The sequence below is a fragment of the Streptomyces sp. NPDC006516 genome (assembly GCF_040611875.1).
Taxonomy (GTDB): Bacteria; Actinomycetota; Actinomycetes; order Streptomycetales; family Streptomycetaceae; genus Streptomyces.
The window spans coordinates 15,733-41,463 of the sequence record NZ_JBEXPD010000007.1 but is presented as its reverse complement, the minus strand read 5'-3'; the positions used below and the strand labels follow the sequence as shown (position 1 = coordinate 41,463).

Here is a 25,731-nt window from a genome sequence, read left to right as displayed (position 1 = left end):
TTGCCCGGCGCCGACACAGAAGAGCGCCGTGTGGCGCGTACTCTCCCTTGCCGTGGCTGGACCGCATTGAGGCGGTCGAAATTGCGAAAACACGGAGTTACGGGCGCGTGCCGAGACTCCGGAAGGTTTCGCATTTCGCATGTCAATTTCCAGTTCTGACCACACCGTCATGCCCGAGAACGTCGTGAACGACGTCGAGAACAACGTGGCGGTCGAGGCCGCCGAGGCCGTGGTCGCCCAGATCCCCGCCTCCGCCGAGGCCACCGTCACCGTCGCCGACGTGATCGAGGACGCGGTCCCCGCCGACGAGGTCTCCGACGCCGCTGTCTCCGAGGACGTGAAGGACGCCGAGCCGAGCATCACGTTCGCCGACCTCGGTCTGCCCGAGGGCATCGTCCGCAAGCTCGCCCAGAACGGCGTGACGGCGCCCTTCCCGATCCAGGCCGCGACCATCCCGGACGCCCTGGCCGGCAAGGACATCCTGGGCCGTGGCCGCACCGGCTCCGGCAAGACGCTCTCCTTCGGTCTGCCGACCCTGGCCGCGCTGGCCGGCGGTCACACCGAGAAGAAGAAGCCCCGCGCGATCATCCTCACGCCGACCCGTGAGCTCGCGATGCAGGTCGCGGACGCGCTGCAGCCCTACGGCGACGTGCTCGGCCTGAAGATGAAGGTCGTCTGCGGCGGTACGTCCATGGGCAACCAGATCTACGCGCTGGAGCGCGGTGTCGACGTCCTCGTCGCCACCCCGGGCCGACTGCGCGACATCATCAACCGTGGCGCCTGCTCCCTGGAGAACGTCCGGGTCGCGGTCCTCGACGAGGCCGACCAGATGTCGGACCTGGGCTTCCTGCCCGAGGTCACCGAGCTGCTCGACCAGATCCCCGGCGGCGGCCAGCGCATGCTCTTCTCCGCCACGATGGAGAACGAGATCGGCACGCTCGTCAAGCGCTACCTGAGCAACCCGGTCACCCACGAGGTCGACAGTGCCCAGGGCAACGTCTCGACCATGTCGCACCACGTCCTCGTCGTGAAGCCGAAGGACAAGGCGCCGGTCACGGCCGCGATCGCCGCCCGCAAGGGCCGCACGATCATCTTCGTCCGCACCCAGCTGGGCGCCGACCGCATCGCCGAGCAGCTCATCGAGTCCGGCGTGAAGGCCGACGCGCTGCACGGCGGCATGACGCAGGGTGCCCGTACCCGCGTCCTCGAGGACTTCAAGAAGGGCTACGTCAACGCCCTCGTCGCCACCGACGTCGCCGCCCGCGGCATCCACGTCGACGGCATCGACCTCGTGCTGAACGTGGACCCGGCCGGCGACCACAAGGACTACCTGCACCGCTCGGGCCGCACCGCCCGCGCCGGTAAGTCCGGTGTCGTCGTCTCGCTGGCGCTCCCGCACCAGCGCCGCCAGATCTTCCGCCTCATGGAGGACGCGGGCGTCGACGCCTCGCGCCACATCGTGCAGGGCGCGGGCGTCTTCGAGCCCGAGGTCGCCGAGATCACCGGTGCCCGTTCGCTGACCGAGGTGCAGGCCGACTCCGCGAACAACGCGGCCAAGCAGGCCGAGCGCGAGGCCGCCGACCTCACCAAGCAGCTGGAGCGCGTGCAGCGTCGCGCCGTGGAGCTGCGCGAGGAGGCCGACCGCCTGGTCGCCCGTGCCGCCCGCGAGCGGGGCGAGGACCCGGAGGCGGCGGTGGCCGAGGTCGCCGCCGAGGCCGAGGCCGCGCTCGTCGCAGCCGCGTCCGTCCCCGAGCAGCCGGCCGCCCGCGAGGACCGTCGCGACGACCGGGGCAACTTCAACCGCCGCGACGACCGCCGTGACGACCGTGGTGGCTACCGCGGTGGCAACGACCGTGTCGGCGAGCGCAGTGGCCGTCCGTCCGGTGGCTCCGGCTACCGCGGCAGCAACGACCGGCCGTCCTTCCGCGGCAGCAACGACCGTCCCTCCGGTGGCTTCCGCTCCGGCGGCGACCGCCGTGACGACCGTCGTGACGACCGTGGTGGCCGTTCTTTCGAGCGTCGTGACAACGACCGCCCGGCGTTCAACCGCGACCGTCGTGACGACCGCCCCTCGGGTGGCTTCCGTTCCGGTGGCGACCGACGTGACGACCGTGGTGGCCGTTCTTTCGAGCGTCGTGACAACGACCGCCCGGCGTTCAACCGCGACCGTCGTGACGACCGCCCCTCCGGTGGCTTCCGCTCCGGTGGCAGCGACCGCCCGTTCAACCGCGACCGTCGTGACGACCGCCCGGCGGGCGGCTTCCGCTCCGGCGGTGGCGACCGTCCGCACGGCCGCCGCGACGACCACCGTGGTGGCACCGGCACGGGTACCGGCACCGGCACCTTCGGCCGCCGTGACGACAAGCCGCGCTGGAAGCGCAACGGCTGACCGTCGCTGACCGACTGACGCGGGGCCCGTACAGCACTCAGGTGCTGTACGGGCCCCGCTGCCGTCGTGGGGTCTGCTGCCGTCGTGAGAGCCCGCTGCGGCGTTGAGGCCCGCTGCCTTGAACGGGTTCGAAACGGCATCCCCGTTCCTGTGCACGGCCTGTTAAGATCCGTCCACTCGTGTGGGGGTACGTGCCGGGGGGCAGGTACGGGCGGCCAAGTGCGCCCGACAGCGGCCCAGTTCCGATGACAGCCGCTTTTCGATGACAGCCGTTCGCCGGTCCTCCATGCCTGTGTACTCATCAGCCAGGGGAGGAACCCGAGTGGCCAACCGTGCCCTCAGATCCGGCGTCGTCGCCGCGTCGCTCGTGCTGTCCGTCACCGCGGGACTCGCGCCGGCGGCCGTCGCCGCGCCGCAGGCCGCTCCGGGCGCCGCACCGACCGCGACCGCCGCAGCGGCAGACCCCGTGGTCGTGCCCGCCGCGCTGAGCAGTTCCGTACAGCCCTTCACCCTCGTCTCCACGGGCGGCGCCCTGGAGGCGGACGCCGTGGGCGAGCAGGGTGTCTTCAGCCGCGTACCCGGCTCGTCCGCCTACCGCTGGACGCGTTTCTCCGACGGCGCCCACCTCCTCGCGGGGCCGACGGGCAGCGGCACCGTCACCCGGATGTACGGGACCGGAACCGACACGATCGCCTATCTGCGGGCGAACGAGGTCGAGCTGCGCGACATGGCGGCGGGCACCACGACGTTCGTGTCCATCCCTGAAGGGCTCACCTTCTCCGGTGTGTACGGGCACACGGTCGTCGCCGTGAAGCTGGTGACCTTCGAATCCGACGGGAAGACCAGCACGGCGGCCTCCGAGGCCCACCTCCTCGACGTACGGGAGGACGGGACGACCCGGGACCGTACGGTCGGCGGACTTCCCGAGGGAGCGAAGTACTGGCTGTCCCAGGCCGCCGCGGCGGGTGACGAGAACGGCATCCTGCTGCGCTACGTCCACGAAGGCGTCGCCCGGATGGCGCTGGTCGACGTGGAGACCGGTCAGATGTCCGCGAGTTCGGCCCACATCCGGGGAGCCGCGCCCGGATACCTCCTGACGCCCCGGCACGTCGTCTGGTACTCCTACGGCGCCGACTCGACGATCAGCGTGGTCCCCCGGTCCGACCTGGGGGCCACCCCGCGGGTGCTGACCGCACCCGCCCCCACCGAGCGCAACCAGTACCACCTGGCCGTCGTCGGCGACTGGCTGCTGCACAACAAGGGCGGGAGCGCCCTCATGGCCACCCCGCTGGACGGCGGCCCCGCCCGGCAGCTGCTCTCGAAGGCCGGGACGGCGGTCGCGGCGGCCCAGGACGGTTCCGCCGTGGTCGTCGGCGGAGCCACCGGCTACGCCGAGGACAGGACCTGGGGGGCGTACCGCGTCGTGGAAGGGCCGGACGGCGCGCCGCAGCTCACCCGCGTGGTCGACCTGTCCGCCCTGCCGCTGGACCTGGAGGGGATCGGGCTGTCGTCGGGCAGGCTGACCGTGGCGTCCAGCCGCCTGTCGGTGCGTCGGGGAGTGGAGAGGGAGCTCGCGGTCCGGGGGACCCCGTCCTACGGGCCCGCGTCCGACTCGTTCATCTCCTTCTCGACCGACTGCGGTCCGGAGGACCCGGACTGCCACGCGATCCACGGCACGCCCCGGGGAGCCCCCGTGGTCCTCAACCGGCAGCCTTCCGGAGCCGGGGACGAGATACGGATATCAGGCTGGGGCCAACTCCGCACCGGCCTGTCCGGGGGCACGATCACGGACACCGACGGCGCCTGGACGGTCTACACGCACGCCGCTTCCGGCCGGCAGATCGTCTACCGGGGCGCCGACCCGGAGAAGGTCCTGACCCGGGCCCCGGTGGCCTCCGCCGTGTGGGCGGGCACGCTGTGGAGCGCCGGGACGACTCCGGGCACGGTCACGTCGTACGACCTGGCCACGCGCCGGACCACGGCGACGCTCTCCCTCGGCTCGGGCTGCGCCCCCGACGAACTGCAGGCGCTCGGACGCTGGTTGTACTGGACGTGCGCGACTGACGGCCGGGCCGGGGTACTCGACCGTACGACGGGGAAGTCGCAGACCGTGCCCGTCGGCGAGGCGCTCCTGGGGGACGGATACCTCGTACGCCACGACAAGGCGGCCGGAAAGCTGGTGCTGACCGACCTGGTGTCCTCGGCGGCGACGGGAGCCGCGGCGAGCCGTGTGGTCGCGGACCTGCCGGCGACCGCGAACCCGCAGCGGCGGGTGGACTGGACGGTGGACAGGTACGGCGGGCACCTCGCCTACGTGGACGCCGGGCAGCGGGTGCACGTCGTGCCCACCGGGGTGCCGACCCAGCCGCTGTCGGCCCACGAGGAGTCCACGGTGGGTCAGCCCTGGACGTACACGGCCACGCTCTCCAAGCCCGCCGCCTCCTGGAAGGCCGTCCTCACCGACCTGCGGACGAAGAAGGTGGTCCGCACGGTCACGGGAGGCGAGGTGCGGGGACAGCTCTCCGCGGACTGGGACGGCCGCACCGACGGCGGCACACTCGCCGTCAACGGCCGCTACGGCTGGAAGCTGACCGTGCAGCCGGCCGACGGCCACGGCGCGGCTCTCGTCCGGAGCGGGGAGACCGCCCTGACCCAGGGTGCCGCCGCCTGGCGGGACTTCGGCCGGGACGGGCTCGGGGACCTGTTCGTCGTCGTGGACGAGGGCTCCCTCGGGCAGCGCCCGGGGAAGCTGCCCGGCACGGTCGGGCCGCTCACGGGCTGGTGGGGCCACGAGGACACGGCCGCGAAGCGGATCCTGCCGACGGGAGACCTGGCCGGCGACGGGTGCAACGACTACCTGGCCGCGAACGACTTCGGCACGCTGATCCGGCTGGACGGCGCCTGTGACGAAGGCAGCGGCCTGCCCAGGGACTACGTGAAGATCGGCACGGGCTGGAAGGCGTACGACATGTTCGCGCCGGGGGACATCAACGGTGACGGGGTCCCGGACCTGCTCGCGCGCCAGCAGTCCACCGGCTACCTCTTCCTGTACCCGGGCGACGGCAAGGGCAGGCTGAAGGCCCGCACGCAGATCGGCACCGGCTGGAAGGGGCTCACGGTCGTGGGCGCGGGAGACCTCACGGGCGACGGAGCCGGGGACCTGCTGGTCCGCGACGGCGCAGGGGTCCTGTGGCGCTACGCCGGGACGGGCAAAGGCAGGCTCGCGGCCAAGGTGCGGATCGGCACCGGCTGGCAGCAGTACAACGCGCTCGCCGCGGTCGGTGACATCACGGGCGACGGGAAGAACGACCTGCTCGCACGCGACAAGGCCGGGGTGCTCTGGCGCTACAACGGCACGGGCACGGGCACGTTCGCTGCGCGGTCCAAGATGGGGCCGGGCTGGCAGAAGTACCCCGCGTTGTTCTAGGCACGCGCGGGGGCTCTCCCGCGGGGCTCCGCCGCGATGCCCTCGCCGGGTTCCCGGTGGGCCTCGCGGGGCCTCCCGCGGGGCCTCTCGCGGGGCAACGGGTGGAGTGCGGGGCGCATGTCATGCCTCCGGCGAGGGCATCGCTGGGGGCATGACAAACGACGAAGCCGCCGTGGCGGTGCCACCACCCGACGCTCCCGCGGGCGAGCCCGCTCCCCAGTCCGACGAGGAGCGGCTTGCCGAACTCGGTTACACCCAGGTGCTCGCGCGCCGGATGTCCGCCTTCTCCAACTACGCCGTCTCGTTCACGATCATCTCGGTGCTCTCCGGCTGCCTGACCCTGTACCTGTTCGGCATGAACACGGGCGGGCCCGCCGTCATCACCTGGGGCTGGGTCGGCGTCGGGCTGATGACGCTGTTCGTCGGCCTGGCCATGGCCGAGATCTGTTCGGCGTATCCCACGTCCGCCGGCCTGTACTTCTGGGCGCACCGCCTGGCCCCGCGGCGCTCGGCCGCGGCGTGGGCCTGGTTCGCCGGCTGGTTCAACGTGCTCGGCCAGGTCGCCGTCACCGCGGGCATCGACTTCGGGGCGGCCTCCTTCCTCGGGGCCTATCTGAACCTCCAGTTCGGCTTCGAGGTCACACCCGGCCGCACGATCCTGCTCTTCGCGGCGATCCTGATCCTGCACGGCCTGCTGAACACCTTCGGTGTCGGCATCGTCGCCGTCCTCAACAACGTCAGCGTGTGGTGGCACGTGGTCGGGGTCGCCGTCATCGTCGGCGCCCTGACCTTCGTACCGGACTCGCACCAGTCGGCGTCGTACGTCTTCACCGAGTTCGTCAACAACACCGGCTGGGGGAGCGGCTTCTACGTCGTGATGATCGGCCTGCTGATGGCGCAGTACACCTTCACCGGTTACGACGCCTCGGCCCACATGACCGAGGAGACCCACGACGCGGCCGTGGCGGGCCCGCGCGGCATCGTGCGGTCCATCTGGACGTCCTGGATCGCCGGCTTCGTGCTCCTGCTGGGCTTCACCTTCGCCATCCAGTCCTACGACGGCGCCCTGAACTCCCCGACCGGGGCCCCGCCCGCCCAGATCCTCCTGGACGCGCTGGGCGCCACGACGGGCAAGCTCCTGCTGCTCGTGGTGATCGGGGCACAGCTGTTCTGCGGGATGGCCTCGGTGACCGCCAACAGCCGCATGATCTACGCCTTCTCGCGCGACGGGGCGCTGCCCTTCTCCCGCGTCTGGCACACGGTGAGCCCTCGTACCCGCACCCCCGTCGCGGCGGTCTGGCTGGCCGCGCTCGGCGCCCTGGCCCTCGGCCTCCCGTATCTGATCAACGTCACCGCGTACGCGGCGGTGACCTCCATCGCGGTCATCGGCCTCTACATCGCCTACGTCATCCCCACCCTGCTCCGGCTGCTGCGGGGCGACGACTTCGTGCGGGGCCCCTGGCACCTGGGCCGCTGGTCCCGGCCCATCGGCATCGTCGCGGTGAGCTGGGTCGCGGTGATCACGGTGCTGTTCATGCTGCCCCAGGTGTCCCCGGTCACCTGGGAGAGCTTCAACTACGCGCCGCTGGCGGTCCTGGTGGTGCTCGGCTTCGCCGCCGTGTGGTGGATGGTGTCGGCCCGTCACTGGTTCCTGAACCCGGCCGCGCCGGATCACAAGCGCACGATCACGGACGAAACCCCGGACTGACCCTGCCCGCCCCGGTACGACAGGGCCCGGCACCCGATACCCGATCGGCTGCCGGGCCCGGGGAAGCTATGCTCGGGGGGTGATCCATCACGGGCCGTTAGCTCAATTGGTCAGAGCAGCGGACTTTTAATCCGTTGGTTGTGGGTTCGAGTCCCACACGGCCTACCACTGGACCCCAGCTCAGAGCACATGTGAGCTGGGGTCGGCCCCTTTTCGGGGTGGGGCCAAAACTCCGGGAGCGGATCGCGAGGTCTGGCTACCCTCGCCGGGTGAGCTTCAACAACCATGCGCGGAAGGCCCGTGACATGACGCTGCCCCACGGTCTCCGCGTGGCGCAGCTCCGGTCCTGCGTGCAGTTGTACCGGCCGATCGGCTTTCACGCGACCCTGAGTTTCCTCGAAGCGCAGGCAGGTCCGTACGGCAGGGACGAGCGTGCCCTGCTCCGCGCGTTGGACGTGCTGGAGGCCAGCAGGGACGCGTGGCACGGGGAGCTTCGGGCGTTCGACGGCGTGCGAAGGCGCGCCAAGGGGCAGGGGGCACGTCAGCCGCGTCGGGCCGAGCGGAATCCGTATCGGGAGATGTGGTGGTCGGGAGCGCCGCGGGAGGGGGCTCTGCACGCCCTGTCGTTCCTGCGCGATCGGGGATGGATCCCCATGCCCGTCGGCGATCCGCTCGCCGCAGACCTGAACCGTTGTGTCGTCGCCTGCCTCGAGACCGGTGGGGCGCCGGGGCCCGAGGAGCGCCATCTGCTGTCGGAGTGTCTCCGCAGTCTGCGGAACCGACGGACCTCTGCCGCCCCGCAGGACGACATGACGGGCCGGTTCCGCACCCAGGATCTGCTCAGGGCCGCTCGTCACGTGGAGATCGCGACGACCGAACACGTGAGCCCGTGCCTGAGCGGATGACCCGCCGGCCCGGCGCCCCGGTCGGCCGACGCCGGCAGGGCGCCCCGCCGTTTCACCAGTGCACGGGTGGGGCGCTCGTCGTGCGAGAGCCCCCGTTCGTGCGGGCGGCTCAGGGGCGGGGCCAGGGCCTGCCGCCGAGGCGTTCCAGATCGGTGTTGAAGCGGCGCAGGTAGCCGGCGAAGGCGGAGATGTCCTCGTCGTCCCAGTCGGCCATGACCCGCTGCAGCGAGCTGACCATGCCCTCGCGTTCCGCGTCGAGGGTGCGGGTGCCCTCCTCGGTGATGCGGAACTTACGGGCCATGCCTCCGTCGGGATCGGGGATGCGCTCGACGAAGCCGGCGCGCATGACCGCGGCGGTCTGGCGGTTGAGGGTGGAGACGTCGAGGTCGAAGGCGTCGCTCAGCTCGCCCACCGACATCGGGCCCTGGACGCGGATGCGGCTGAGCAGGACGTACGCGCTGCGCTCCAGGAGACCGTCCTTGCGGCGGCCCTTCCTGTGGTTCAGCAGCCCGTGGCGGCTGAGCAGCATCTGCTCGTACTCGACCTCTTGCGTGGCCCTGTTCATGCGCGGGCGCCTCCTGCTTCCTGCCGGGCGAGGCCGGTGTGTCTTGGTGCGGCGGGGTGCGGCTCACTTCATCGTATGTTCACGAGGGCGTGCATAGGCCACATGATGTGCATGATGCAATAAGTGTGTACGATGCCAAACCTTCCATCGACAGATAGCCGAGGACACGACCTATGGACGCCCCCCAGCCCACGACCCGCGCGGGCGGTGTGATCACGACGCTGGCGCTCGCCGGTACCGTCGCCGCCGTCATGCAGACGCTGGTGACCCCGCTCATCGCCGAGCTGCCGCGGATCCTGGACACCTCGTCCGCCAACGCGGCCTGGGTGGTCACCGTCACCCTCCTGGTCGCCGGCGTGTGCGTGCCGGTCACCGGCCGTCTCGGTGACCTCCTGGGCAAGCGCCGGATGCTGCTGGCCTGCGCCGTTCCACTGGTGGCCGGTTCGGTGGTGTGCGCGCTCGCCTCCTCCGTGGTGCCCATGATCATCGGGCGCGGCCTCCAGGGCATGGGCATGGGCATGGTGCCGCTCGGCATAGCCCTGCTGCGTGACGTGGTGCCCGCGGAGAAGCTCAGCGGTTCGATCGCCCTCGTCAGCGCCTCCATGGGCATCGGCGGAGCCCTCGGTCTGCCGATCTCCGCCGCCGTCGCCGAATACACCAGCTGGCGCGTGCTGTTCTGGGGATCGGCGGCGCTCGCGCTCATGATCGCCGTGCTCATCTTCGCCTTCGTCCCCGATGTCCCGGCCGGTGCCAAGGGGCAGCGCTTCGACGCGCCCGGAGCGGTCGGGCTCGCGATCGGCCTGGTCTCCCTCCTGCTGGCCATCTCCAAGGGGGCCGACTGGGGCTGGGGTTCGGGCACGACGCTCGGCCTCTTCGCCGTCGCGGTGGTGTCCCTCGGCCTCTGGGGCTTCTACGAGCTGCGCACCCGTGACCCGCTGGTCGACCTGCGCACCACCGCCCGCCCGCGGGTGCTGCTGACCAACGTGTCGTCGATCCTCGTCGGCGTCGGCATGTACTCCTTCATGCTGATCGCCCCGCAGCTGCTGCAGTTCCCCGAGGCCACGGGATACGGCCTCGGCCAGTCGATGCTCGCCGCAGGCCTCTGGATGGCCCCCGGTGGCGTGATGATGATGATCGTCTCACCGCTCGGCGGAAAACTGATCAACGCGCGCGGCCCGAAGATCGCCCTGGTGCTCGGCGCCCTGGTGATCTCCCTCGGCTACGGGCTCTCGCTGTTCCTGATGGGCTCCGCCTGGGGTCTGATGCTCGTCGGTATCGTCATCAACAGTGGCGTCGGCCTCGCCTACGGCGCGATGCCCGCCCTGATCATGAGCTCGGTCCCGCTCTCGGAGACGGCGGCCGCCAACGGCTTCAACACCCTGATGCGGTCGCTGGGTACCACCATCGGCTCGGCTGTCATCGGTGTGGTGCTGGCCCAGATGACCATCGACCTCGGCGGCTTCTCGCTGGCCTCCGAGGACGGCTTCCGCGTGGGCCTGATGATCGGCTGCGGAGTGGCACTCGTGGCCGCCGCGGTCGCCTCGGCGATCCCCGGGCTCGTCCGCCCCGCCGGTGACGGCGAGAGGACGGGTCCGGCACCGGCCGGCAAGGTCTCCGTCGAGGCCTGACCCCGCGCGCTGTCCGGGGGGCGGCGCCTGGCCCGAGGGGTCTCCGCCGCCGTCCGACCGCAAGACCGGCAGCTCCCGCAGCCCCGAAGCACCCGCAAGACCCGCAGCGCCCCGACCGGTCCGCCGGTCGGGGCGCTGGCGCGTCCCTGCCGCACGGAACTTTCTCGTGCACGGGCATTGACCGTGGGTGTGGGCCGACTTACGTTCTTCGCGTTGTCCTTCGTATGTCATATATGAGACGCGATATGAGAGCCGAGAGCCGTATGCAGTCAGCACCGCGCCCTCTTCCCCGCCGTCCCCGGCGCCGCGGAAGACGCTGAGGAGCGCCTCCGCAGGGGAGAGTGCGCCGGACCCACGCCCCCTTTCGCGCCTCCTTCACGCCCCCGAAGAACACACCCGCACGGCTTCACCCCGTGGCGCCCTGCCGTCCCGCGCCCCGCCGGTGAGCACCCAGAGAGAGAGCCGACCATGAACAAGCCACGCAGCCGCCGCCTCGCCGCCGCCGTATCCCTCGTCTCCGCCCTTGCCCTCACCGCGACCGCCTGCGGTGACGGCGGCAGCGGCACGGCCGGCGCCAAGGGCGCCGAGGGCTCGGGCACCGGGAAGATCGTCTTCTGGGACGAGAACGGCGGGGTCCGCACGGCGATCTGGAAGGAGATCATCGCCGACTTCGAGAAGGCCAACCCGGACATCGACGTGCAGTACGTGGGCATCGCCTCCACCGAGGCGCAGTCCAAGTACGACACCGCCATCCAGGGCGGCGGGCTGCCGGACGTCGGCGGGGTGGGCGCCGCCATGGTCGCCGGGATCACCGCGCAGGACGCGCTGGAGCCGCTGGACGACCGGATCGAGGGCAGCTCGCTCAAGGGCAAGCTCAACGACGCGATGATCGAGAACGTGCGGAGCGCGGCCGGCCGGGACGAGGTGTACACGGTGCCGATCTCCGCCACCAACGGCGTCCTGTACTACCGCACCGACCTGTTCGAGAAGGCCGGGCTCGACGAGCCGAACACCTGGGACGAGTTCTACGCGGCGGCGGCGAAGCTGACGGACAGGAAGAAGAACCAGTTCGGCTACACCATCCGGGGCGGCCCGGGCTCCATCGCCCAGGCACTCGACGCGATGTACGGGCAGTCCGGCATCGACTCCTTCTGGGACGCCTCCGGGACGAAGACCACGGTGAACGACCCGAAGAACGTCGCGGCCCTGGAGAAGTACGTCGGGCTGTACAAGAAGGTCACCCCGGAAGCCGACCTGAACAACGACTTCACCAAGATGGTCGCCCAGTTCGACTCCGGCAGCATCGCCATGCTCAACCACAACCTGGGCTCCTACCAGGACCATGTGAGCTCGCTCGGCGTGGACAAGTTCCGGGGCATCCCGCAGCCGGAACTCGCCGACGGCACCCGGGTGATGGTCTCCAACCCGGTCTCCGGTCTCGGTCTGCTCAAGTCGTCCGAGAACAAGGCGGCGGCCTGGAAGTTCATCGAGTTCGCCGCGTCGCACGCCTCGAACTCCAAGTTCAGCGAGTCCGCGGGCCTCATCCCCGCCAACAAGGAGGCCGCCGAGGACCCCTGGCTCGACAAGGCCGAGACCACCAAGCTCGGTGCCGAGGCGCTGTTCTCCGGTGACACCAAGATCGTCCAGCTCCCGTACTACCTGCCCGACTGGAACACCCTGTCCAAGGCCGACAGCGAATCGGGCTTCCAGAAGGTGCTGCTCGGCAAGACCAGTGCCGAGGACTTCCTGAACACCTTCGCCGAGGACCTCGACGCGGCCCAGGCGGAGTGGAAGGAACAGCAGGGCTGAAAAAGAATTCTCGGCCTCCCTGTCACATTCCTCTCGCGCCGCGGGTCATAGCAGCAGAACCACCAAGAGGGCCGATGTGACCGGGAGGACCACTCCCGGCCGTCACGAGTCAGGGAGAGATCATGACGTCACCGATCCTGGTCACCGGAGGCACGGGAACGCTCGGGAGCCTCGTCGTCCCGCTGCTGCGGAGCGCGGGACGCGAGGTGCGGGTGCTCAGCCGGCACCCGCACGAGTCGACGGACTCCGGCCTCACGTATGTGAGCGGTGACCTGCTGAAGGACGAGGGCACCGCGCGCGCGGTGGAGGGGGCCGAGACCGTCCTGCACCTCGCGGGCGGGCCCAAGGGTGACGACGAGGCGACCCGGAACCTGGTGCGGGCCGCCTCGGCCGCCGGGGTTCGGCACTTCGTGCACATCTCGGTCATCGGCGCCGACCGGGTGCCGCTCGGTTACCTCAGGGCGCAGCTGGCCGCCGAGCGGGCCGTGACGGATTCCGGTCTGCCGTACACCGTGCTGCGGGCCGCGCAGTTCCACGACCTGACGCTGACCGTCGTACGGAAGATGGGGGCGCTGCCCGTGGTCCCCGCTCCCGGCATGCGGCTCCAGCCGGTCGACCCGCACGACGTGGCCGCGCGGCTGGTCGAGCTGGCCCTGGGGGACCCTGTGGGCCGGGTCGCCGACCTGACCGGGCCGACGGTGTACGAGCTGTCCGACCTGATCCGGGGTTACCTGAAGGCGAGCGGCAAGCGCCGTCCCGTGATGCCGGTCAGGATGCCCGGGAAGGCCGGGCGCGCCTACCGGGCGGGCGAGAACCTCTCCCTCGACGGCGCCGACACGGGCAGCCGGACCTGGGAGGACTTCCTCGCGGAACGCGTGCACGCCTGAGCGCGGCCGGGCCTTCAGTCCAGGCCCTCCTCCCGCAGGTCGTACATCAGGAGGAACGTCCGGTAGGTCTCCGCGGACACGTCCAGGCAGACGTCCGGCCGGTTGGTCCACGTCGACGTGTTGTCGAGGGCCCGCCGGCAGGCCGCCTCGGTCTCGGCCCGGGTCGGGATGTTCGAGAGGAACGCGGCGATCAGCAGGACCACTGCGAGGACCAGCACGCCGATACGGATGCGCATGGTCTCCCAACGACCGTACGGCCGGGCCGGTCACTGGACCGGTCGCGGCCGTACGGTCATTCCGGTTCGTCGGTGACCGGCGGCAGGTCGGGTTCGATGAACAGGCCCGCGTACTGCGGCGAGGGCAGCGGCGCCGGCGCGCCCGTCTCGGCAGTGGCGGTCGCGCCGTCGGGGTGCCGCTGGGTCGTGCGGACGGGCATGTCGGTCATCTCGGAGTCCTGTACGTAGGTGTGTGGTGAGAGCCCTGTGACCGTGCCGCTGGAGAATCAACCGGACTGGTCCCGACCGGTACGGCGAACGAGGTGCCGCTACCGGTGCCGCGCCGCTCCGGGGGCGTCCGGATCATGCGGTGCATGCAGACTGTAACCCTCCCGGCACGGCTTTCCCCCGGAATTGCGAGCCCGGCGTCAGGGTCAGTGTGGCGGTGCGGGCTCGATGTTCTGGTTTGCGTGGAAGAGGTTGTGCGGATCGTAGACCCGCTTGACCTCGGAGAGACGGTCGTAATGGCCGCGGTAGGTGGCCTTCACCCGGTCCTGGGACTCGCCCGCGCCGATGAAGTTCACGTAGGAGCCGCCCATGGAGTGCGGGTGGAGCGCCTCCCAGTAGCCGACGGCCCAGTCCCGCAGCGCGGTGGCGTTGGCCGGGTCGGGGTCGATGCCCGCGATGACGCCGGACCAGCGCGCGTCGCGGTAGGCCCACGCGGTCTCGTCGGGTCCGACGCGGCCCGCCGCGCCGTCGACGGGGTACAGGTGCATGGTCGACAGTCCGGTGGGGAGGTTCTCGGCGAAGTTGGCGTGCACATCGACGGCCGCGTCGGTGATGTCGTCGAAGAAGGCGCCGCGCCAGTACCACTGGAGCCCGGCGGGGAGCAGCTCGTCGAACATGCTCTGCAGGGCCGGGTAGGGCATCGGCGAGGTGAAGTGGAAGGCAGGGGGCCCCGGTTCCGCCACCACGGCGAGGGTCTCCCCCAGCGCGTCCGGATCCGCGGTCGAGGACCAGACGACGCCGCACATCTTCTGCCCGTGGATCTCCTCGGGGAAGGGCGGCCCGGGCGGGACGGTCAGCGACGCGAAGAAGCCGTACAGGTCGTCCGGCGCCTGCGGCAGGAACTCGCGGTACCAGCGCATCACGTCGTGGAAGCGGTCCAGCGGCCACAGGGTGATCCCCACGCCCACCGTGTCCACGGGATGCAGCTCGAAGTCGAACGAGGTGACGATGCCGAAGTTGCCGCCCCCGCCGCGCAGCGCCCAGAAGAGGTCCGCGTGCTCGTTCGCGTTCGCCGGGACGAAGGTGCCGTCGGCCAGGACCACGTCGGCGGAGACCAGATTGTCCGCCGTGAGGCCGTACTTGCGGGTGAGGTAGCCGTGGCCACCGCCGAGGGTGAGCCCGCCGACACCGGTCGTGGACATGATGCCCGCCGGGGTGGCGAGGCCGAACGCGTGGGTGGCGTGGTCGAGATCGCCGAGCTGCGCGCCACCGTCCGCCTGGGCGGTCTGCGTGGCGGGGTCGACGCGTACGCCGCGCATGGGTGACAGGTCGAGCGTGACGGCGTCGTCGGCGAGGCAGAGGCCCGGTCCGCTGTGCCCACCGCCGCGTACGGCGACGGTCAGGCCGTTCTCACGGACGAAGTCGACAGCCGCCATGACGTCCGCCGTGTCGTGGCACTTGACCACCGCGCCGGGCTTCTTGTCGATCATGGCGTTGTAGACCGTGCGGGCCTGGCCGTATTCCTGGTCGTCCGGACCGATGACGGGGCCGCGCAGCCGGCTTCTCATCGTCTCGAGGGTGGTGCCGTCCATGGTCGTCTCCTAGCGCGCGTGCGCCCGGCCTCCTCTGGGCTCCCGCATCGGGTGAGGCTGCTGGGCCGACGTCGGCACCTCAGGATGCCGCGCAGACGGGACCGAACACCGAAGGGCTGTCCCTCCAGCGTCCCGCCGTGGCCGAGGGCCCGCAATCGCGGGGCGCCGTGCCCCGGCCGGCAGCCGGGGCACGGCGCGGGATCACGCCTGCGGTGGGGCGGCCGCGCGCTCGCCCGGCACTGCCGCGGACGCCTCCGGCACCCCCGTGTCCTTACGCAGATGCACCATGAGCCCGATGAAGCCCGCCGCGAACCCGCTGAGCAGGCCCGATATCCCGTGGTTGAACGCGTTGACCGAGGCGCTGCCGGGCACGCCGACGACCAGGTAGTTGACGGCGGCGCTGATCACCGCGCCGAACGCGGCGCCGATCAGCCCGTTGACGAGACAGGTGCGTACGGGCGACTGCGCGGAACCGGGGATTCGGGCAGGTCTGTGCGGTGTGGACATGGCAGGAGGCCCTCCAGACAGGCGGGAAGCGAGTTCGGGGGGCGTGACAACCCCCTTGGGCACGGCACTATGCCTGCCAACTGTGCCTGGCGCACCCTCTGTTGGCGCGATGCGCCGGTGACGAGGGGTCCCGCCTCCGAGGTGGGCGAGGGCGGGGGTGGTCAGGACCGCGTCCCGGATGGCGTAGAGTTACAACCACAACGACGCGGGGTGGAGCAGCTCGGTAGCTCGCTGGGCTCATAACCCAGAGGTCGCAGGTTCAAATCCTGTCCCCGCTACTGAAGACAGAGGCCCGGATCCTTCCAAGGATCCGGGCCTCTGTCGTGTGCCCACCGCCGCACGCTTGACCTTGACGTTACGTAAAGATCTACCGTTTCCCGCATGGAGTGGTCCATCCAGGAAATCGCCCGGCAGGCCGGCACCACGAGCCGCACGCTCCGGCACTACGGGGAGCTCGGCCTCCTGACGCCGAGCCGCACGGGCGCCAACGGCTACCGCTATTACGACCAGGAGGCCCTGGTCAGGCTCCAGCGCATCCTGCTGCTGCGGGAGCTGGGACTCTCGCTGCCCGCGATCAAGGACGTACTGGAGGGGCAACGGGACACCTCGGCGGCGCTGCGGGCCCATCTGCGGCTGCTGGAGCAGGAGCGGGAGCGCATCGGGCGGCAGATCGCCTCGGTGCGGACCACTCTCCAAAAAACCGAGGAAGGGGAAGGGCTCATGGCCGAGGAAGTGTTCGACGGCTTCGATCACACGGTGTACGAACAGGAGGTCACCGAGCGCTGGGGCCGCGAGGCGTACGAGCGCGGCGACCGGTGGTGGAAAGGACTGGGCCCGGACGGGCGCGCGCGATTCCAGGAGGAGCACGAGCAGATCGCCCGGGACTACGGCGAGGCCAGGGCGGCCGGTCTCGACGCGGGCTCCGACGAGGTGCAGGACATCGCGCGCAGGCACTGCGAGTGGCTCGCGGTGACCATGGAACCCACCCGTTCGTATGTAACCGGCATCGCGGAGATGTACGTCGCCGATCCTCGCTTCGCGAGGAACTACGATCGGTACGGGGACGGAACAGCCGTCTTCGTACGGGATGCACTGACGATCTACGCGCGGCACCGGCTCACCGGCTGACCTCCGGGGGGCGGGCCCCGGCGCGCTCCTCCCTTCGGCCGATGACGGGTCGCCGTGCGGCGCGGCTCCGGCGAGCCTGGGTGGGGCGCGGTACCGTCCGCAGCCGTGGACGGACCGGGCAGGAGTGCACAGGTGGGGAAGCGGGACGGACGGCGAGTGAGTGCTGCCGGGAACTCCCGTGCCCGGCGCTTCGTGCGCGCGCTGCCCGCCCTGATGATCTGTGCCGGAGTGGTCTTCGACCTGCTGACGCCGACCGAGGTGTCCGCCGTACCGCTCTTCGCGGCGGCCCCGCTGATCGCCGCCCCGTTCTTCTCGCTGGCCTCGACCGTGCGCACCGCGGTGGTCGCCATCCTCGTCGTACTCGTCATCCGGATCTCGGACGGCGTCCTCTACAAGGTCGTACCGCTCACCGACCTGCTCACCCTGCTGACGGTGTCCGTACTCGCCCTCGTCATCAACGGCGTCGTGCGGCGCGGGAACGAGCAGCTTGCCTCGGCCCGGGTCATCGCGGAGACCGCGATGCGCGCGGTGCTTCCCACGCCCGAGTCACGGATCGGCGGGCTGCAGGTCGCGGCGCGCTACGAGCCGGCCCAGGCCGACGAGTTCGTCGGCGGTGATCTGTTCGCCGTGGCGGACACGCCCTACGGCGTGCGGCTGGTGCTCGGGGACGTACGGGGCAAGGGGCTGGACGCGGTGGCGGCGGTGGCCGTCGTGATCGGGGCGTTCCGGGAGGCCGCCGAGCAGGAGCGGTCGCTCGAAGGGGTGGTCCAGCGGCTGGAGCGGGCTCTGGCCCGGGAGGGCTCACGGCGCGGCGGGTTCGACTCCGTGGAGGGGTTCGTCACCGCCGTGCTCGCCGAGATCCCGGCGGGCTCGGAGACCTTGCGGGTCGTCAACCGCGGGCACCCCGAGCCGCTGGTCCTGCATCCGGACGGGGCGCTCGACGTGCTGACGCCGGCCGAACCGGCCCTGCCGCTGGGCATGGGGCTGGGTGCGTGGCCGGACCGTGCGGACGAGTGGCCGCTGCCGGCCGGGGCGACGTTCCTGGCGTTCACGGACGGCCTGTCGGAGGCGCGGGACGCGCACGGTGCGTTCTACGACCCGGAGGCACGGCTGCGTGGCCGGATCTTTCCGGGGCCGGAGGAGCTGCTGTCCGCGCTCACCGACGACGTACGTCTGCACACCGGGGGCCGGTCGACGGACGACCTGGCGCTCCTCGCGGTCGGGAGGCCGTCCCGGGGTCAGCCCGAGCGGCGGACGACCGTGAAGATTGTGGGGCGGGACAGTGAATGACGGGCGGCGACCGTCCGTAGTCACGAGGCACCTCTCCGATAACATTTGACACACCATCAGAAACTGACAGTGTGTCGCGCGTCGCGCAACTCGCCCGTTTGAGCCCGTTTGACCCCTGAAAGTCCAGGCCAGGGCCGTGAACGATCTGTCGGAACAGCTTGGAATCGGACCCAGGTGTCTATTAACGTTCGATAACGCAGCGCGGTTGTACCTGTCGTCGCAAGAGGCGGCACCGTGCGCGGCGCCGAATTCCGCAAGGGAACCGGGGAACCACCTACATGGGGTGAATCGGACACCTGTGTCTCGTGAGAGACGAAGGGGCCCGTAGGAGACCTTCCTGCTCCGAACCCGTCAGCTAACCCGGTAGGCGAGAAGGAAGGAAAGGAGTGCGCCCACGTGGCGTCGAATCAGCCTGCCCCCGAGGCCCCGTCACCCTTCAGGACCGACAGCCTCGGTACCGAGGACAGGACTTGGGAGGAATGGAACCCCACCGAGGAGTCCATCCGCCCCGTACGCGGTCGGCACCGTGTAGCCAAGCAGCGTGGTCTCGCCCGTAGCTCCACCGTCCTCGGCGTCGGCGTCATCGCGGCCGTCGGAGCGGGTGGCATGGCCACCGCGCAGAGCAAGCCGCCGGTCTCCATCTCCCTTCCCGATTCCATCGCGGACAATCTCCCCGACGCCAAGTCCCTGCCCGGCGTTGGCGCGTTCATGTCCGGCGACTCCGACGCGGACCAGCAGACGGTCGCCTCCTCCCCCCTCACCTCCGCGGGCATCACGGCCGCCGAGGCCGAGCAGGGAACCACCGACGCCGGCGAGGCGCTGCGCGCCCGCATCCTCCAGCAGGCCGAGCAGCAGCAGGCCGGAGCCGATGCCGAGGCCAGGGCCGCCGAGGAGACGGCGGCGGCCGAGGCAGCCGCGGCCCAGGCGGCGAAGCAGCAGACCGTGGCCGAGGCCGAGGCCGTCGCGAAGAAGAAGGCGGCGGAAGAGGCGGCGAAGAAGAAGGCGGAGGCCGAGCGCCTCGCCAAGCTCGCCGCCAGCTATGCCGTCCCGACCTCCTCGTACTACATCAGCTCGAGCTTCGGTCAGGCCGGTTCGATGTGGTCCTCCGGCTACCACACCGGGCTGGACTTCGCGGCCCCGACCGGTACGCCGGTCAAGGCGGTGCACAGCGGCACGGTGAAGTCGGCCGGCTACTCCGGTTCGTACGGCTACCGCACGGTCCTCGAGCTGGAGGACGGCACCGAGGTCTGGTACTGCCACCAGTCCTCGATGGACGTGACCGCAGGTCAGAAGGTCACCACCGGCCAGACCATCGGCCGCGTCGGAGCGACGGGCAATGTGACCGGCGCGCACCTGCACCTGGAGATCCACACCGCTGACGGCACGGGCATCGACCCGATGGCCTGGCTGCGCGGTAAGGGCCTCACGATCTGATCCCGCGCGCCGTCACGCGGCGCACCGAACCCCGGCGGCCCTGACGCACTACCCCCCGACGTCAGGGCCGCCGGTTCGTCGTGTCCTGGTGGTGTGTCCTGGTTCGTGCGTGCCGTCGGTTCATGCGTGTCGGTTCGTGGGTGCCTCCGACGAGCTCACGCTCGCCCGCCTGGCGGGCTCACGGAGGCGGGGGAGCGCGGTGGCGGGCACCGTCCTCCAGGTAGGGGTTGTAGCCCCCGTAGTGCCGGTGCGGTGCCGGTGGCTGCTGCGCCGCCACGCTCCCGTGGGAGAACTGACCGGGGAACGGCTGCGGGGCGGCCGGCCTGGGCGGCCGTACCCGGCCCGTCGCGTGGGCGGCGTACGTCAGGGCGGGGCCCGCGACCGCCCGGCGCTGCCACAGGTGGTGCAGCAGCTCCTGCTCGCGGAGTGCGAACTCCGGTCCCGCGCCGTCGTGGCGGGCCCTTCGGCGGAGCATGGCCAGGGACGTCGCGAACGACTCGTACTCGGCGACGGCACGGGCCGCGGCCCTGCCCCGGTTCCGGTCGGGGTAGCTGTGCCAGTGCCTCGCCATGTCGCGGGCCATACCCCGCGCCCGCATCGAGGCGAGCGCGAGCGGCTCGGCGGGGGCGAGCCAGCCGGCCGCCGCGTACACCGGCAGCTCGGTGGACAAGGTGCGCAGCTCCCGCTGGCGCGACCAGATCGCCAGCCACGTCACCAGAGCGAAGCACGGAACCATGAACGCGCCGTACACCGCGTAGAAGCCGTACGGGCCGAAGGCCGACGAGCCGTTCCACACGGCGTGCATGCCCATGGCGAGGACGAGTCCCAGCAGGGGCGAGACGATCCGGCGAATCCGGTGCCGCGCGCCTCCGAGGGCCGCGATGCCGAGTCCTATGCCGGAGAGCACCGTGAACAGAGGGTGGGCGAACGGCGACATCACCACGCGCACGAAGAACGTCCCCGCCGTCACGGAGGCGAGGCCCGTGGTGCCGAGCTGCTGATCCTCGCCGAAGGCGTTGCCCAGGTAGAGGATGTTCTCGGTGAAGGCGAACCCGGTCGCGGTGAAGCCCGCGACCACGATGCCGTCGACTATCCCGCCGAACTCCCGTCTGCGGAACAGGAAGATCAGCAGGACGGCCGCGGCCTTGGCGCTCTCCTCCACGACCGGGGCGATGACCGTCGCACCGAGGGTGTCGGCGCTTCCCGGATCAGCGGTGGCCGTCGCTATCCAGCGCGTCGCGAAGGAGTTGGCGATGATCGCCACCAAGGCGGCTGCGCACGCACCCCAGAAGAAGGCGAACAGCAGGTTGCGCCAGGGGCCCGGCTCGACCCGGTCGAGCCAGCGGAACGCGGACATCAGCAGGGGGACGGGCAGAACGGCCAGGCCCAGACCCACCAGAAAGCCCTCGGTGCCGGTCTGTTCACGGACCAGGGCCAGAATGACGAGACCGCAGAGCGCGAGGACGGTGATCACCGCACCGGCGCGGAAGGCCTTGCTGCGCCAGACCATGCCGACGCGGCGCGGCCGGTACCACTGGCCACGCTCCGGGACGGCGCCCAGGAACTCGTCGAGCCGCTGCTCCTCGAGAACCGGGACGGCCGGCTGCTGATGCTGCACGGACCCCTCGGACACCTGTCGACCCTAACGAGGGGGACTGACACCTGGCCACGGTGCGATGGCCGGTGAGCCGGCCGATGGCCGATCAGCGACGGGTGAACAGCACGTCGTGCACGACGTGGCCCTTGTCCAGGCCCTGACCCTCGAAGCGGGTCAGGGGCCGGAACGCCGGACGAGGGGCGTAGCCGCCGTCCGCCTGGGTGTTCTCGAACAGCGGGTGCGCCGTCAGCACCTCGAGCATCTGCTCGGCATACGGCTCCCAGTCGGTCGCGCAGTGCAGGACCGCGCCGGGCTTCATGCGCCCGGCCACCAGATCGAGGAACTCCGGCTGGATCAGCCGCCGCTTGTGATGCCGCTTCTTGGGCCACGGGTCGGGGAAGTACACCCGGAGCCCGTCCAGCGCCTCGGGCTCCAGCATCTCGCGGAGCAGGATGATCGCGTCACCGTTGGCGACCCGGACGTTGGTCAGTCCCGCCCGGTCGGCGAGTCCGAGCAGGTTGCCCTGGCCGGGGGTGTGCACGTCGACGGCGAGGATGCCGGTGCCGGGGTCGTCCGCCGCCATCTGTGCCGTCGCCTCGCCCATGCCGAAGCCGATCTCCAGGACCACCGGGAGTCCGTCGAAGAGCGTGGGCAGATCGAGGACGCCGCGGCCGTCGATGTCCAGACCCCACTTGGGCCACAGCCGCTGGAGGGCGTCCTCCTGGCCGGCGGTCACCCTGCTGCGGCGTGGCTGGAAGCTGCGGATGCGGCGCTCGTGGTGGGAGCCCGCCGGGTCGGCGGCGGGACCGCCGGGGAAGCGGGGCTCCTGGCGCAGCCTGCGCTGCCGCTCGAAGGAGGCGGCGCGCCGCGCCGCGGCGTCGGAATCGGCGTCGCCGGGCGTCACCGCCTCGGGGTGCGGCTCCGCGCTCGTCCCGTGGTGGGTCTCCGCGTCCGTCCCGGGGGCGGAGCCGGGCGTCTCTGGGGTGGGGTTCACAGGCTCAGACACAATGCCCCGATTCTACGGCGGGAGGAGTCCACCCCGTCGCGCGAGCCCGCAGCAGAGCCCGCCGCGCCACCTCCCTCCCGATGGGCAGCGACGCGGTGGCCGCGGGCGAGGGCGCGTTCAGCACATGCACGGTGTGCGGTGCGTCCCGGATCAGGAAGTCGTCGACCAGGGTGCCGTCACGCAGGACCGCCTGGGCCCTGACCCCGGGTGGTGAGGGACGCAGATCGTCCTCCGTCACCTCGGGCAGCATGCGGCGGACGGCCCGGGTGAACGCGCTCTTCGACAGGGACCGGTGCAGTTCGCCCGCCCCGTACCGCCAGTGCCGCCGGGCGATCCGCCAGGAGCCCGGCCAGGCCAGGGTGCCCGCCAGCTCGCCCGGGCGCACGACCGTGCGGCCGTACCCCTCTCGCGCCAGCGCCGGCACCGCGTTGGGCCCGACGTGGACCGTGCCGTCGACACCTCGGGTCAGATGTACCCCCAGGAAGGGGAAGGCAGGATCGGGCACCGGGTAGACGAGCCCGCGCACCAGTTCCGGCCTGGCCAGCTCGTAGTACTCCCCGCGGAACGGCACGATCCGGGCCCCGGGGTCGTCGCCGGCGAGCAGCGCCACCCGGTCGCTGTGCAGTCCGGCGCAGTTGACCAGCACCCGGGCTCTGACCACCCGGCCGTCGGCCGTGCGCACCGCGACGCCCCAGGGGCGCCGGTCGACAGCGACGACCTCCGCGCCGTAACGGACCTCTCCGCCCGACGCGCCCACCTCGGAGGCGAGGCGGCCGGCGACCGCGGCGAAGTCGCACACTCCCGTCGTGCCGACCCGGATCGCGGCGAGACCGCGCACCCGCGGCTCGTACTCCGCGATCTGGGCGGGGCCGAGCTCCCGGACCGGCAGCCCGTGCGCCCGCCCGCGCTGCACCAAGGCGTGCAGCCGCGGCAGCTCGGCGCTGTCCGTCGCCACGATCAGCTTGCCCGTGACCGCGTGGGCGATGCCGTGCTCCTCGCAGAAGCCGACCAGCTCGGTGGCGCCCCGCACCGCGTAGCGCGCCTTGAGCGAACCCGGCGCGTAGTAGATCCCGCTGTGGATCACCCCGCTGTTACGGCCCGTCTGGTGCCGGGCCGGACCCCACTCCTTCTCCAGCACCGTGACCCGCGTGCCGGGCGCGGTGCGCGTGAGCGCGTACGCGGTCGACAGACCGACGATTCCGCCACCGATCACCAGCACATCGCAGTCGTACGCCGCGTGCGTCATCATCACGCCACCTCCCACCCCGATAGTGCACTGACCCACTGACAACGGGCTCAAACCAGGGCGTGCCACGGGCGTGGCGCGCGGCGTGTCCCATGACGGGCCATACCGGGGCGTTCCGGCGTCGAACGGGGTGCGGGGCTTTCGGTGCTCCGGCGCCGGCGGGGCGCACGGCCTCCCGCGCTCCGGCGCCGACGGGGCGCGGGGGCCTTCGGACGGCTCGTGCGGACGGGCCGTGCGGGCAGGGCGTGCCCGGCCTCCGGAGCCGAGGCAGGCAGGCGGGGTCAGGCCGGCGCGACGAGCAGAGGCCGGGCGCGTTCCCTGAGCTCGGCCACGCGCGGCTCGTCCCCGTACGGCTCCAGGCGGTGGAGCAGGTCGCGTACGTACTCGGTGGTGCGTGCCGAGGAGATGCGGCCCGCCACCTCCACCGCCCGCGTCCCCGCGGCGCAGGCCGCGTCGAGGTTGCCCGACTCCAGTTCGGCGACCGCGGACACCACGAGCCGCAGTCCGTGCGAGCGCACGAACTCGTCCGTGGGTTTCGACAGGGCCTGCTCGGTGAAGCGGCGCACCTGGCGGGGCGCCTTGAGGTCGCGATAGCACTCCGCCGCGTCGGCGGCGAACCGGTCGTACGAGTAGAAGCCGAGCCAGGACGGGTCCGAGTCACCGGTCCGGGAACGCTCCAGCCAGCTCTCCGCCGCCCTGAGCGCGGCCCCCGCGGCCGGTGCGTCGCCGGCCTTGGCATGGGCGCGCGCCTCCACCAGCCGGAAGAAGCTCATGGTCCGGGCGGTGGCGAGCCCCCGGTTGCGCTCGACCGCGGCCTGCGCGAGGTCCACTCCCTCGTCGGCGAAGCCCCGGTAGGTCGCCTGGAGTGACATCGATGCCAGGACATAGCCCCCGAGCGGTACGTCGGCCGCGGCGCGGGCCAGACGCAGCGCCTGGATGTAGTAGCGCTGGGCGGCTTCCTGCTGGCCGGTGTCGAAGGCCATCCAGCCGGCGAGCCTGGTCAGCTCGGCGGAGGCGCCGAAGAGGGCGCGGCCCACCTCGTCGCTGTACGAGCCCAGCAGGAGAGGAGCGGCGTCGACGCGTAAGCACTCCGGGACCATGGAGGAACGCCAGTCCCCGCCGCCGTACTTGGAGTCCCAGCGGCGCGCGTCCTGGGCGGCCTCGCGCAGTTTGGTCACGTCGCTGTGCCCCACGCGCAGGAGCGAGCTGTCGGCGGCGGTGTCCGGGCCCGGCTGGACGGGCAGCGTCCCGGGGGAGCCGTCCGGGCCGAGGGCGGACGGCTGCGCGGCGGAAGGACCCCGGGCGACCGACGGATCGGCAGGGGTTATGAGCCAGCGGGACGCGGGGGTCGCGTAGGCGCTCACCGCGAAGGAACCGGCCAGCGACTGCCAGATCCCGCCGCCGCCCCTGCGGCCCGCGAGATCCAGCCGGTACAGATCGGTCGCCGATCGCACCGCCTCGCCGACGTCACGGGGAAAGGCGAGGCCGACCTCGGGGGCCGGATCGGCATCCGCGAGACCGATCTCGTGCAGCGGGACGGGTCGGCCGAGTTTGGCCCCTATCGCCGCCGCGATGAGATGGGGCGCGGCACCCTGCGGCACCATGCCCTTGGCGACCCACCGGGCCACCGACGTCTTGTCGTAACGAAGTGTCAGACCGCGCTGCGCTCCGAGGTCGTTGACCCGCCGGGCGAGCCCGGCGTTGCTGATTCCCGCGAGGGCGAGAACCGTGCCGAGCTTCTCGTTCGGCCCGCGTTGCTCCCTGGACATGCGCCACCCCTCGACACACAGACGGCCGCCGCGTCACCGTCAGGCGCGCGGCATTCGTACCGTGTCCTCCCCAGCTACGGCACCGGGCACTCCGGCCGCACACGCATTTGGCCGAGCCCCGTGGAATATGCCGCTCTGCTGAGAACATCGGTACACCCAGCGTAGTTCGCCGCATCCCCACCGTTAAGGGGCAGACCTCCGTATGGCGGGAATGTTGCCCGTGTGCCCCGCGGGTCCGGGCGCCGTGCTCCTGGTGTGTGGCCGTGCGCCCGGCCGTGCGCTCTGGTCCGGCCCGTGCGCAAGCGCTTCGATGGGTCCTGCGTGGGTCGGCCCGCCGAACTGGACACGGCGGGCTGGGGGAGACCGCCGCCCCAATCCCCGCGGGCGGCGAACCGGTCCGG

At 71.4% G+C, this 25,731-nt stretch carries 19 protein-coding genes, 2 tRNA genes and 1 riboswitch; of the genes, 12 read left to right on the top strand and 9 right to left on the bottom strand.

Annotated elements, in window-relative coordinates; genetic code table 11:
* Nucleotides 1–139 precede the first annotated feature (139 nt).
* The 5 genes from ABZY45_RS20115 to ABZY45_RS20095 all read left to right on the top strand — a co-directional run bounded on the left by ABZY45_RS20115 (nt 140) and on the right by ABZY45_RS20095 (nt 8,429).
* A complete protein-coding gene (locus ABZY45_RS20115) occupies nt 140–2,389 on the top strand; it encodes a DEAD/DEAH box helicase (protein ID WP_356741683.1) in 2,250 nt (749 codons plus the stop codon).
* Between the two features lie 322 nt (nt 2,390–2,711).
* The gene (locus ABZY45_RS20110) at nt 2,712–5,816 is read left to right on the top strand and encodes an FG-GAP-like repeat-containing protein (protein WP_356741681.1); all 3,105 of its coding nucleotides are present in this window, start codon (nt 2,712–2,714) and stop codon (nt 5,814–5,816) included.
* 151 nt (nt 5,817–5,967) lie between these two features.
* Nucleotides 5,968–7,524, top strand: coding sequence for an amino acid permease (locus tag ABZY45_RS20105; protein ID WP_356741679.1), 1,557 nt, complete (start codon nt 5,968–5,970; stop codon nt 7,522–7,524).
* Between the two features lie 91 nt (nt 7,525–7,615).
* A tRNA-Lys gene (locus ABZY45_RS20100) sits at nt 7,616–7,692 on the top strand.
* A gap of 101 nt (nt 7,693–7,793) precedes the next feature.
* Nucleotides 7,794–8,429, top strand: a complete 636-nt coding sequence (locus ABZY45_RS20095) for a hypothetical protein (protein ID WP_356741678.1) — start codon at nt 7,794–7,796, stop codon at nt 8,427–8,429.
* Between the two features lie 109 nt (nt 8,430–8,538).
* Here ABZY45_RS20095 and ABZY45_RS20090 read toward each other — a convergent pair whose 3' ends face one another.
* Nucleotides 8,539–8,994 (bottom strand): MarR family transcriptional regulator, encoded by a 456-nt coding sequence (locus ABZY45_RS20090; RefSeq protein ID WP_356741676.1) that lies wholly within the window; start codon nt 8,992–8,994, stop codon nt 8,539–8,541.
* Nucleotides 8,995–9,167: 173 nt separating this feature from the next.
* On the opposite strand from ABZY45_RS20090, the gene ABZY45_RS20085 reads away from it, so the two are divergent.
* From ABZY45_RS20085 to ABZY45_RS20075, 3 genes are all read left to right on the top strand, one after another.
* Nucleotides 9,168–10,622 (top strand): MFS transporter, encoded by a 1,455-nt coding sequence (locus ABZY45_RS20085; RefSeq protein ID WP_356741675.1) that lies wholly within the window; start codon nt 9,168–9,170, stop codon nt 10,620–10,622.
* A gap of 468 nt (nt 10,623–11,090) precedes the next feature.
* The gene (locus tag ABZY45_RS20080) at nt 11,091–12,431 is read left to right on the top strand and encodes a sugar ABC transporter substrate-binding protein (RefSeq protein WP_356741673.1); all 1,341 of its coding nucleotides are present in this window, start codon (nt 11,091–11,093) and stop codon (nt 12,429–12,431) included.
* A 122-nt stretch (nt 12,432–12,553) separates the two neighbouring features.
* Nucleotides 12,554–13,318 (top strand): NAD(P)H-binding protein, encoded by a 765-nt coding sequence (locus ABZY45_RS20075; protein ID WP_356741672.1) that lies wholly within the window; start codon nt 12,554–12,556, stop codon nt 13,316–13,318.
* Nucleotides 13,319–13,332: 14 nt separating this feature from the next.
* Here ABZY45_RS20075 and ABZY45_RS20070 read toward each other — a convergent pair whose 3' ends face one another.
* The 4 genes from ABZY45_RS20070 to ABZY45_RS20055 form a co-directional block, all read right to left on the bottom strand.
* Nucleotides 13,333–13,554 (bottom strand): hypothetical protein, encoded by a 222-nt coding sequence (locus ABZY45_RS20070; RefSeq protein WP_145807650.1) that lies wholly within the window; start codon nt 13,552–13,554, stop codon nt 13,333–13,335.
* Nucleotides 13,555–13,610: 56 nt separating this feature from the next.
* Nucleotides 13,611–13,763 carry a hypothetical protein gene (locus tag ABZY45_RS20065; RefSeq protein WP_356741670.1) on the bottom strand — a complete coding sequence of 51 codons (153 nt, stop codon included), beginning with the start codon at nt 13,761–13,763 and terminating at the stop codon, nt 13,611–13,613.
* A gap of 204 nt (nt 13,764–13,967) precedes the next feature.
* The gene (locus ABZY45_RS20060; RefSeq protein ID WP_356741669.1) at nt 13,968–15,353 is read right to left on the bottom strand and encodes an FAD-binding oxidoreductase; all 1,386 of its coding nucleotides are present in this window, start codon (nt 15,351–15,353) and stop codon (nt 13,968–13,970) included.
* 201 nt (nt 15,354–15,554) lie between these two features.
* Nucleotides 15,555–15,860, bottom strand: a complete 306-nt coding sequence (locus ABZY45_RS20055; RefSeq protein ID WP_356741668.1) for a hypothetical protein — start codon at nt 15,858–15,860, stop codon at nt 15,555–15,557.
* Between the two features lie 204 nt (nt 15,861–16,064).
* On the opposite strand from ABZY45_RS20055, the gene ABZY45_RS20050 reads away from it, so the two are divergent.
* The 4 genes from ABZY45_RS20050 to ABZY45_RS20035 all read left to right on the top strand — a co-directional run bounded on the left by ABZY45_RS20050 (nt 16,065) and on the right by ABZY45_RS20035 (nt 19,712).
* Nucleotides 16,065–16,138 (top strand) — tRNA-Met (locus tag ABZY45_RS20050).
* Between the two features lie 103 nt (nt 16,139–16,241).
* Nucleotides 16,242–16,988 (top strand): MerR family transcriptional regulator, encoded by a 747-nt coding sequence (locus ABZY45_RS20045; protein WP_356741666.1) that lies wholly within the window; start codon nt 16,242–16,244, stop codon nt 16,986–16,988.
* Nucleotides 16,989–17,120: 132 nt separating this feature from the next.
* Entirely contained in the window at nt 17,121–18,278 is a 1,158-nt protein-coding gene (locus tag ABZY45_RS20040) for a PP2C family protein-serine/threonine phosphatase (RefSeq protein ID WP_356741664.1), read from the top strand.
* A 232-nt stretch (nt 18,279–18,510) separates the two neighbouring features.
* Nucleotides 18,511–18,663: riboswitch (cyclic di-AMP (ydaO/yuaA leader) on the top strand.
* A gap of 11 nt (nt 18,664–18,674) precedes the next feature.
* Nucleotides 18,675–19,712 (top strand): M23 family metallopeptidase, encoded by a 1,038-nt coding sequence (locus tag ABZY45_RS20035; protein WP_356741663.1) that lies wholly within the window; start codon nt 18,675–18,677, stop codon nt 19,710–19,712.
* A 178-nt stretch (nt 19,713–19,890) separates the two neighbouring features.
* On the opposite strand, the gene ABZY45_RS20030 is transcribed toward ABZY45_RS20035, so the two are convergent.
* The 4 genes from ABZY45_RS20030 to ABZY45_RS20015 form a co-directional block, all read right to left on the bottom strand.
* The gene (locus ABZY45_RS20030; protein ID WP_356741661.1) at nt 19,891–21,345 is read right to left on the bottom strand and encodes a PrsW family intramembrane metalloprotease; all 1,455 of its coding nucleotides are present in this window, start codon (nt 21,343–21,345) and stop codon (nt 19,891–19,893) included.
* A 70-nt stretch (nt 21,346–21,415) separates the two neighbouring features.
* Nucleotides 21,416–22,213 (bottom strand): tRNA (guanosine(46)-N7)-methyltransferase TrmB, encoded by a 798-nt coding sequence (gene trmB, locus ABZY45_RS20025; RefSeq protein WP_356742067.1) that lies wholly within the window; start codon nt 22,211–22,213, stop codon nt 21,416–21,418.
* A 94-nt stretch (nt 22,214–22,307) separates the two neighbouring features.
* Nucleotides 22,308–23,564 carry an L-2-hydroxyglutarate oxidase gene (gene lhgO, locus ABZY45_RS20020; RefSeq protein ID WP_356741659.1) on the bottom strand — a complete coding sequence of 419 codons (1,257 nt, stop codon included), beginning with the start codon at nt 23,562–23,564 and terminating at the stop codon, nt 22,308–22,310.
* 278 nt (nt 23,565–23,842) lie between these two features.
* Nucleotides 23,843–25,330 (bottom strand): sporulation protein, encoded by a 1,488-nt coding sequence (locus ABZY45_RS20015; protein ID WP_356741657.1) that lies wholly within the window; start codon nt 25,328–25,330, stop codon nt 23,843–23,845.
* Between the last annotated feature and the right edge of the window lie 401 nt (nt 25,331–25,731).